Source organism: Coleofasciculus sp. G3-WIS-01 (genome assembly GCF_040223135.1).
Classification (GTDB): domain Bacteria; phylum Cyanobacteriota; class Cyanobacteriia; order Cyanobacteriales; family Coleofasciculaceae; genus Coleofasciculus.
On sequence record NZ_JAVJZI010000187.1, the window covers coordinates 1 to 9,720 of the forward strand.

Genomic DNA, 9,720 nt, shown 5'->3' on the forward strand with positions numbered 1-9,720 from the left:
GCATCCCCTGGTCTCCCCCTTTTTAAGGGGGACGGAAGGGGGATCTATAAGGGGGACGGAAGGGGGATCTATAAGGGGGACGGAAGGGGGATCTATAAGGGGGACGGAAGGGGGATCTATAAGGGGGACGGAAGGGGGATCTATAAGGGGGACGGAAGGGGGATCTCAAGGGAAGAGGGGGATAGGACGAGTGCCCATTGGTGTCAACTTAAGCGCCAAAAGCAGAGGGAGTAGAGACGCGCCATGGCGCGTCTCTACAATGGTGACGAAAGTCCTAATCAATGTGTCTACTGCTATATCTTTTCGGTTGCACAAGGGATGTGACAAACCCGCCCCGACTCAGGTTTCTAGATTTCCCCTGAAACGTTAATTGCCTAATTTGAGAGATATTCTGCTTATGTTGCTAATGAGTTGGGTTTCCTGCGTCAACCCAACCTACAAGTACTAGAGCTTAAGTTGACACCAATGACGAGTGCCTCCCCCATACCCCCTGCACAACGCTTCGCTTGAATATATCTGATTAGGTGGTCTTTCTCTATCAATGAAAATATCAATAATGCTTCATTTATGTGTCGATAAAAACCTGATTTTAAAAGGTTTTAAACTGCTGAACATTCATTCAGATAATTACCTGAAAATACATCCTGTACGCTGTACTAAGAAATGTTAATGAGCCTCAAATAATTACTGTTCCCTGTTCCCTAATTAACTTTAGTTTTGTCCGACTACTTAGGAGTAACAAATGCAAACTCAAGCAATTGAAGGATTTCGGCTGTCACCTCAACAAAAGCAGCTTTGGTTATTACAACAAGATAGTAGGGTCTATCAGGCGTCTTGCGCGATCCAGATTCAAGGGAATCTGAATGTTGATTATTTAAAAGAAGCCTTAGAACGTATTGTGAATCGACATGAAATTTTCCGCACCCGCTTTCACCGACAACCGGGAATTAAACTGCCAATTCAGGTGATAGAAACAAGTGGAACCCTATCCTGGAATCACGTCAAGCTCAACGGATTAAGTCCTCAAGATCAATCCGCCCATATTCAGCAACGGCTTCAAGAAAAAATAAACTTGAATGTTCTCTCTCAACTGGAATCTATAGTATCTGCATCGCTGCTAACGCTGTCAGAGAATCACCATATTCTGTTAGTAATATTACCCGCTTTATGTGCAGATAGCTGGACGCTAAAAAACTTGGTTAAAGAAATTAGCCAAACCTATAAGGCTTCTTTGCAGGGTGAAGACGTATCTGAAGCAGAACTCGTACAATACCTGCAATTTTCTGAATGGCAAAATGAAATCCTAGAGGACGAAGATGCCGCGACAGGAGAGGCTTACTGGCGTGAGCAAAACGTTCAAACGATAACCATTCCTTTTGAGGCTGAATCTATAAATGCTGTACCCTTTGAACCTGACGTTTATCGGGTAAACCTGACTCCAACGATTGTGGCAAAAATTGAAGCCTTAGCTCACAGAACTAACGTTACTCCTGCTGAAGTATTATTCGCCTGTTGGTATGCCTTACTTTGGCAATTAACCGAACAATCAGAGATTACGGTCAATACAGTTTACAGTGGCAGAAATTATGAAGAATTGCATGAAGTTATGGGACTGCTTGCCAAATGGCTACCTGTCCACTGTTCGTTGAAAAAGAACTTAAAATTTAGCGAAGTCTTGTCACACCTGGCTGAAAAGTTGGCTGAAATTGACCAGTGGCAGGACTATTTTACCGGGCAAGCGAGTACAGATGCTGATAAGGAGACAAACTTGCCGATTAGTTTTGAGTTCGATGACTGGTCGGATCAGTATTATAGTGGTGATGTTTCCTTTTCTATTGATCAGCAGTCGGTTTGCTTTGAGCGATTTAAATTAAAGCTTCGCTGTGTTCGCAAACAAGAGTCTATCATTGCCGAATTTTACTACGATAGGCAACGATTTGACCCAGAAGTGATTCAATGCTTTGCCGAACAATTTCAAACCGGAGTTGAACAGGCTCTCAACAATCCAGAGATGGTAGTGAGTGAGTTAAATTATATCAGCGATCGCACTCGCCATCACCTACTCGTAAAACTCAACGATACTCAAACCCACTATCCTCAAACTCACTGCATTCATCATCTATTTGAGCAGCAGGTAGAACGCACACCAGACAACATTGCCCTTGTCTTTGAAAACCAACAACTCACCTATGCCGAACTCAACAGACGTACCAATCAATTAGCCCGTTATTTGCAACGCCAGGGTGTTGGTGCTGAAGTGTTAGTGGGAATTTATGCCGAGCGGTCAATCCATAGTATCATTGCGATGCTGGCTATTCTCAAAGCTGGTGCAGCTTACCTTCCTCTTGATTCAGCATTACCGCCAGAACCTTTAGCCTTCAGATTACAAGATGCCAAAGTACCCATCCTCTTAACCCAAAAGAAACTTCTCAAACGCCAGGATACTCAAGTTCCTACCGTGGTGTACTTGGATGCAGATTGGCAAACAATCGCCCAAGAATCTGATGCCAATCCTACCAGGGAAGTTACACCGGAAACCTTAGCTTATGTCCTCTACACGTCTGGTTCTACAGGTGAACCTAAAGGCGTTGCTATTGAACATCGCCAAATCCTGAATTACTTGTATGCCATTTCCGAAAAATTGGACGTACCCGCAGGTGTCAGCTTCGCTACCGTTTCCACCTTTGCCGCCGATTTAGGCAACACGGCAATTTTTCCCGCCTTGTGTACGGGAGGATGCTTACATATCCTATCCCAAGAGCGAGCCTCTGACCCGGAAGCACTCGCCGAGTACCTTCAACACCATCCCATTGACTGTCTCAAAATCGTTCCCTCTCACCTAGCTACCCTTTTAGCCTCCTCTGCATCTGCATCCATCCTACCGCGTCAATGTTTAGTTCTAGGGGGTGAAGCAGCCACCTGGGAGTTAGTTGGCAAAATCCAGGAAGCTGCACCGAACTGTCGCATTCTTAACCACTATGGTCCCACAGAAACGACGGTTGGTGTCCTCACCTATCCGGTTCAGAGCCAGGGTAATCGTTATAATGCCAAAACTGTTCCCATCGGTCGTGCGATCGCCAATACCCAAGTTTACCTCCTGGACGAACAATTTCAACCTGTACCCATCGGCGTACCGGGCGAATTGTACATTGGCGGTGCTGGGGTAGCCAGGGGTTATCTCAATCGTCCCGAACTAACAGCACAGAAGTTTATTACACTAGAAAATCTAGGCGGACAAAATGCCCACTCCCCAAGGCTGTATAAAACAGGGGATAAAGCACGCTACTTACCCGATGGTACGATTGAGTTTCTCGGACGGGTAGACTATCAAGTAAAAATCCGAGGTTTTCGCATCGAACTCGGAGAAGTTGAAGCGGTACTGAGTCAGCACCCAAGCGTGCAGCAAGTCGTTGTCTGGCTGTCTGAAGATGAATTAGGTAGTAAGCGATTAGTGGGCTATGTGATTCCCAACCCAAAACAGACACCTAATATTAGCGAGTTACGCCAGTTTTGTTTAAACAAACTGCCTGAATACATGGTGCCTTCAACAGTTGTACTGCTCAAATCACTACCACTTACGCCGAACGGTAAAATTGACCGTCGTGCTTTACCAGCACCCGAACAAACCCGTCCGGAACTTGAAGGAGTTTATGTCGCACCGCGTACTCCAGTCGAGAAACAACTCGCAGAGATTTGGGCGCAAGTTCTGGGCATTGAAAAAATAGGCATCCACGACAATTTCTTCGATTTGGGAGGACATTCCCTACTCATTACTCAGTTGCTTGCCCAGGTGCGAGAAACCTTTCAGGTCAATCTATCCTTACGTAGTCTTTTTCAACAGCCGACTGTCGCTAATATTGCCAAAAAAATTACCCAACAAGCGAAACCCGGCACTCAAGTTGAGCAGGATACAATAAATCTGAACGCTGAGGCAGTTTTAGACCCTACTATTCGTCCCAATGGTATTCTTTATAACCCCGATACTGTACCAACGGCTATCTTTTTAACAGGGGCAACCGGGTTTCTAGGAGCTTTCTTACTCTACGAACTCCTACAACAAACGCAAGCCGATATTTACTGCTTAGTCCGTGCTGAAACCCTTGAGTCAGGTAAAAATAAGATTCAACAGCGTCTGGAATCTTATTTACTTTGGGATCAATCATTCAATTCAAGAATTATTCCCGTCCTCGGAGATTTAGCTCAACCCCTTTTGGGTCTCACCCCAGCGCAATTTGAAAGGCTGGCAAGTCAGCTCGATGTCATCTATCATAATGGAGCAGTCGTTAATTTTACCTATCCATATTCAGTTCTCAAAGCACCTAACGTTCTCGGAACCCAAGAGGTTTTAAGGTTAGCTTGTCAGGTTAAAGTAAAACCCGTTCATGTCATCTCGACTATCAGCGTTGTTTATCCTAAAAATCCAGATGTTGAAGTTGTTCGAGAACAAGACAGCCTCGACGATGCCAAAATGCCGTCGAGTGGCTACGCTCAAAGCAAATGGGTGGCTGAAAAGTTAGCCACAATTGCGCGGGAACGAGGACTTCCGGTCTGTATTTATCGTCCAGGACGCATATCAGGACACAGCCAAACAGGTGCTTGTAATCCTGGCGACCATACCTACAGAATGATCAAAGGTTGTATTCAACTTGGAGGTATTCCAAATCAGGATATTCAGTTGAATTTAAGTCCTGTTGATTATGTCAGCCAAGCCATTGTTTTTCTCTCAACTCAGAAAGACTCTATCGGAAAAGCCTTTCATCTGGTCAATCCTCAACCGTTACCCTTGAAGGAGATGGTTAGCTATATTCGCTCCTTGGGTTATGCTATTGAGTTAGTCGCTTATGAACAGTGGCGAAAGCAACTAATTAATTCAGTAGATTCGCCCGAAAATGCATTGTATCCACTGATGACTATTTTTGCTGAAGAAACCAGCAACTCCCAATCTCAAGAGTCGCCAGTGCAACAGTTTGATTGTCAGAATACTCTCACTGGACTCGTGGAAACCTCAATTGTTTGTCCTCCAGTCGATGCTGAAGTCTTTAAGACCTACTTTTCCTACCTGATTAATACTGGTTTTCTCAATCCTCCATTGCTCCAAGTTCATCACCATCAAAACTGATACATGGAACAGGTTTTGAATCCTTTAAGTAATACCAAATCCGCATTTATCTTTTTTCCACGGCGATTGAAATCGCTGCTACACAAACAAAGTCCGCCTGCGCGGACTAGGTTATAACGGGGGTAGCTAACGTCCTAGATAAATTGCCTCGGAGGGTTCAAAGCAAAGCGTTTTTGTTGTCACTTCAATTCAATATAAATCATGACCATAAAATTACAAAAATCCAAAACCCAGTATCTTGAAGAATTCATAAAGCATTATAACCAGCGCACCCAGAATTCCAAGTTCTTTTCCCAGAGTGACAATAGAGCGCTATCCTCTAATACTTGTATGATAGTAAGAGAGTTAGCTACCCTTAAAAATTAATGCGACGATAGATTTCGGACAGGGGAACTTCTACGTTTAAACTCTGTAGAGAGATCACCTGCTCAAGGTTAGAGTAAACTTGCCATAGCCAGCGATCATTACGGCTAGGCTCAAGATTGTGATACTGCTCAATATAAGGTTCAGCTTGACTCACCAACAGATATTCACGAAAGCTGGCAAGAGAGCGATATTTTCTGAACTTTTCACCCCTATCATAGGCTTCGGTAGAAGGCGATAGAACTTCGACAATCAGTAAAGGATTGAGAATTTCATCATTGCGCTCACCATTGAACTCTGGAAAGCCATGAACAACCATCAAATCAGTATAAGTCCCACACTGATATTCAGGAATCCAAACTCGCAAGTCGCTGTTATACAAACGAAAATCGGTATCTCTTAGCAAAAACCCCAAGTAAATTAATAAGTTGCTAGCGATCGCACTATGGGCTTCAGAACCTCCCGACATTGTAATAATCTCTCCGTTGCGATATTCATGGCGTTCCGGGTGGGTTTCTTCCATCGCCCGATACTCGTCTAGCGTGAGGCGAATTGTTCCTACATCTGGGGAACTGGTTTGAGCAAAGACCACAATTAGACCTCTTGAATCATTACATCTAATCTAAAACGATTCAATGACATGCGCCCAACATACTTATTCAGCAAGCCCTATTTAGCCTTCAGGACGCCTACATCAACCGTTGACCCTGGGATTAACTATCCCAAACTCAATCCCCAAGCAAACTTACGTTTGTTTTGTTTTCCCTACGCCGGAGGTGCTGCTCGGATATTTCAGACACCCCAAACTGTGCGATCGCGTCTACTGTCTCTGAGCTGCGATCGCTAATTTGGTTCCCTCAATTTTACGCAACTGATCCATCACGCTCACCACCCGACCGTGATCGACTTTTTCATCAGCATTGACAATGACAAGGGATTCACTATTCGGCACAACTAAAGCGCGAACGGCTTCTGCAAGCGCCTCTAATTCAATCGACTGGCGATTCAGTGCAATTTTTCCATCAGGCTGAATTGTAACCGTAATTTCAGTACTCGGCTGATTTTGGGCAGTTGTAGCATTCGGTAAATTCACTGACAACCCTTCTGAACGGGTCAAGTATAGCGTCGAAATAATGAAAAATGCCAAAATCGAGAAAATCACATCGATCATCGGCACGATGTTGATTTCCCCTGGCTTCTCTGACTCATCGGGAAGCCGCATAAACATCTCTCCTTTGCTCATATTGACGACGATAAAGCAGTTCTAACTGACCACCATATTCCTGAATCAACGCCAGTTGTCGCTGATACAATCCTCGGAACATATTGGCGAAAAAGAGGGTGAAAATTGCCACAACCAACCCCATGACGGTTGAAACCAAAGCTTCGGAAATTCCACCCGTGACGCCCGTCGTGCGGGTTCCCCCAACATCACCAATATTCAGGGAAGAAAACGCTGTTATCAAGCCCAAAATCGTTCCCAAAAGACCGAGAAGAGGAGAAATCCCAACAATCGTATCAAACACGGTATTAAATCGCTTCAACGTTGGCAGTTCTGCCTGAGCTGCACTCTCTAAAGCCAGACGGAATTCCTCCGGGTTCGGGTTGTCAAGCTCTAACGCTTCCAGAAAAATCTTGGCAATCGGCAAATCAGCATTCTGCTGTAGATAGTTGATAGCCACGTCTGGCTTTTCTCGGTAAAGCTTCAGAAAGTCTCTCACAACTCGGCGTTGCCGACGAGTGACTCGAAACCAAAAAAACAATCGCTCTACAATCAGGGCGACTGCCGCCAGGGAAAATAGGAGTAGGGGCCAAGCGACGATTCCGCCTGCCTTGAAAAATGGAATAATGGGCATAGCCTCTCTTGCAATTATAATTCAATAAGCTCAGCCAGCTTTCCGGCGTACCGTGGGAGTACAAGCTGATAATTATTTTCAATAGATGTATTGCTAAATCGGTTTCTTTGTCAAGTAGTTGAGCGAAATATTTTTCGTTACTCAAGAGTCGCCAGGACGTTTAGCGATCGCTTTTCCAGACAAAACCACGGTAAATAGGGCTTTTGGCGACTCTTGGGGAAAGCAAACTTCTAAGATTACCGGAAATATTTCCACTTGACAGGGGGAGTGAATTGTTATAGATAAGCAAGTTTGTTGAAAATAACTATCAAAAATTTTTTGTGAATATTCGTGACTAGGCTTGCCATGTTATACTTGCCAAGTTCATTTATTGTTTCACCGTTAATGCAACTTATATGCAATAATCTGGAGTGGTTGAGACGATAGGCGCTTGAGTAATCAGGAAAGGTGCATAGCGTATGAGCATATCGAGCTTCTGTATAGAGCAGCACAAAAAGGAACAAGAGGCTCTCAAAAAGTTTCTCATCTACAGCTTTGCTGGGAGTGCGGTGCTGCATATAGTGCTAGCCCTTGGCATAAGCTTGGCTTGGGAAACAAGACCAGAACTTGCCGAAGACCCCATTGAAATCATACTTGTGGAGGAACCTGAAGTTCCTGAGCCAGAAGAACAACCTCTAAAAGAGACTCCAAAGCCAAAGCCAACACCAAAGGCAGTTGAAACCCCAACTCCACCGCAACCGACAAAAACGCAGATACCAGAGCCAATTAAACCGCAGCAACGGGCGGAAGCTTTGCCTCAAAAACCCGTCAAGCAACCCGTACCCGCTATACCAGCAACACCTCAAAGAGCCGTAACGCCACCTGCACCCACCTCAGTAGAGCCATCCACGGAACCGACAAGGGAACGCAGAACCGTTGTTACACCTCCCTCAGAACCGATTCGTGAACCCTCAGACCCGGCTCTATCACCACCTGAACCCGTAGCCATTAATAATTCAGCACCGCCACGCCCAGACAGTAATTCCCAACCGCTTCAGACTGACTCAGACGTAGAAAAACTTAGAGAAAGCTTAAGCGAACCAACGACGACAGAATCAACAGCGCCACCCAATGATGACGCCTCTGAAGCCAACCCCACACCCCCAGGTGCAGTGGCAACAAATTCCTCAGCTCCCCCACGACCCAGAGGAGTTTCTGGAATACTTTCTGATGCGTCAAAAATTACCGAAAACATCAGAGAGCGCTTGGGCGATAGTTTTTCCCCATCGACAGATTCTTTAAGTGATATTGCTAACCCTGGCTCACCAGGAGCAGTGGCGACCAATCCCTCAGCCCCCACACGACCAAGCCGTAGTTCCCAACCGCTTTCAGGTTCTTCTTCGGGTTCCCAACCATTCAGAGAAAGCTTGGGCGGTGAGAGTTCTACGGAACGAGCTTCATCAAGTGATGGCGACTCAATAGCTAATCCTGGAGTACCAGGAGAAATAAACTACTCAGGCTTGCCTAACGGCTGAAGCCTGAGTTTTCAGTAGCCCTGAAGTCATCAAACAAGTTAAGCTGAACGTATTTCTGTGTTCTGTTTAACTTGCACGATAACCCCGTGCCTCCAGGCTGGTTTATAGACAGCCCCACAAGTGCGATGTTGTTGGCTCCATTGAAATCAGCATCTCCACACCATCCGCAATGACCACATTTGAAAATCTTGCCACTGCGATAAGACTTGCCCTTTACAGGGTGAATGTGCAGACAATTGTTGCACATTTGGGAGGTATAGGCAGGGGGGATTGGGATAACTTGAACACCAGCACTCCTGCTTTTGTACTCAATGAACATTCGCAGTTGATAAAATGCCCACGAATTCGAGCGTCTGCGTTCTGTCTTGCTTCTTGGTTGCTGGTTGGTTCTTTCCCTAATTCCCGTAAGGTCTTCTATAGCAATTGAGGCACTTAACTCAACTGCCCGTTTAACCACCGATTTAGAAATGTTGTGATTGAGCCATTGTTGATAGCGCTTTTCCCTTCCCGACAGCCGTTTCAAGATTTCTCGACATCTACGCCGAGTTGTCCTCGTGCCTTTCGGGGCACTCTTCTGGAGAGACGCTCTAACTTGGGAAAACCTATCTCGAACTTGCTTGATGCCAGTGCCGTCCCACTTCTGGCCCTCGGATGTTACCGCAATGTCGCGGCGTCCTAAGTCAATACCGAGGGTCTTGCTGGTATCTGTTGCTTCGGGTGCGCCGTCCTTAATCTGAATGTGCAGGTAGTAGTGACCATCACGGTGTCTGCATAGCTGAGCCGAAGTTGGATTTCTCCCTTTAAGTTTTCCTCTTTGGTAATTCCCCGCCTTCAGTTCAATTCGTTCTCTGCCGTGAATGGTAGCAAG

General features: G+C 45.5%; 7 protein-coding genes. 3 read left to right on the plus strand and 4 right to left on the minus strand.

Annotated elements, in window-relative coordinates:
• The first annotated feature begins 742 nt into the window (after positions 1-742).
• Positions 743-5,119 (plus strand): non-ribosomal peptide synthetase family protein, encoded by a 4,377-nt coding sequence (locus tag RIM23_RS19315; RefSeq protein WP_446368753.1) that lies wholly within the window; start codon positions 743-745, stop codon positions 5,117-5,119.
• 355 nt (positions 5,120-5,474) lie between these two features.
• Here the strand turns inward: RIM23_RS19315 and RIM23_RS19320 are convergent, their stop codons facing one another.
• Positions 5,475-6,074 carry a Uma2 family endonuclease gene (locus tag RIM23_RS19320; protein ID WP_446368754.1) on the minus strand — a complete coding sequence of 200 codons (600 nt, stop codon included), beginning with the start codon at positions 6,072-6,074 and terminating at the stop codon, positions 5,475-5,477.
• A gap of 48 nt (positions 6,075-6,122) precedes the next feature.
• Here RIM23_RS19320 and RIM23_RS19325 point away from each other — a divergent pair, with 48 nt between their 5' ends.
• The gene (locus RIM23_RS19325; RefSeq protein ID WP_446368755.1) at positions 6,123-6,329 is read left to right on the plus strand and encodes a hypothetical protein; all 207 of its coding nucleotides are present in this window, start codon (positions 6,123-6,125) and stop codon (positions 6,327-6,329) included.
• Here the strand turns inward: RIM23_RS19325 and RIM23_RS19330 are convergent.
• Together RIM23_RS19330 and RIM23_RS19335 are read right to left on the minus strand one after the other, a co-directional pair.
• Positions 6,303-6,704, minus strand: coding sequence for an ExbD/TolR family protein (locus RIM23_RS19330; RefSeq protein ID WP_446368756.1), 402 nt, complete (start codon positions 6,702-6,704; stop codon positions 6,303-6,305). The genes RIM23_RS19325 and RIM23_RS19330 overlap by 27 nt on opposite strands.
• Positions 6,688-7,338, minus strand: coding sequence for a MotA/TolQ/ExbB proton channel family protein (locus RIM23_RS19335; protein ID WP_446368757.1), 651 nt, complete (start codon positions 7,336-7,338; stop codon positions 6,688-6,690). The genes RIM23_RS19330 and RIM23_RS19335 overlap by 17 nt, the downstream gene beginning before the upstream one ends.
• 458 nt (positions 7,339-7,796) lie before the next feature.
• On the opposite strand from RIM23_RS19335, the gene RIM23_RS19340 reads away from it, so the two are divergent.
• A complete protein-coding gene (locus tag RIM23_RS19340; protein ID WP_446368758.1) occupies positions 7,797-8,852 on the plus strand; it encodes a hypothetical protein in 1,056 nt (351 codons plus the stop codon).
• On the opposite strand, the gene RIM23_RS19345 is transcribed toward RIM23_RS19340, so the two are convergent.
• Positions 8,842-9,720 (minus strand): RNA-guided endonuclease InsQ/TnpB family protein (locus RIM23_RS19345; RefSeq protein ID WP_446368759.1); only part of this gene is annotated, 879 nt, incomplete at its 5' end. The two genes, RIM23_RS19340 and RIM23_RS19345, sit on opposite strands and share 11 nt — an antisense overlap.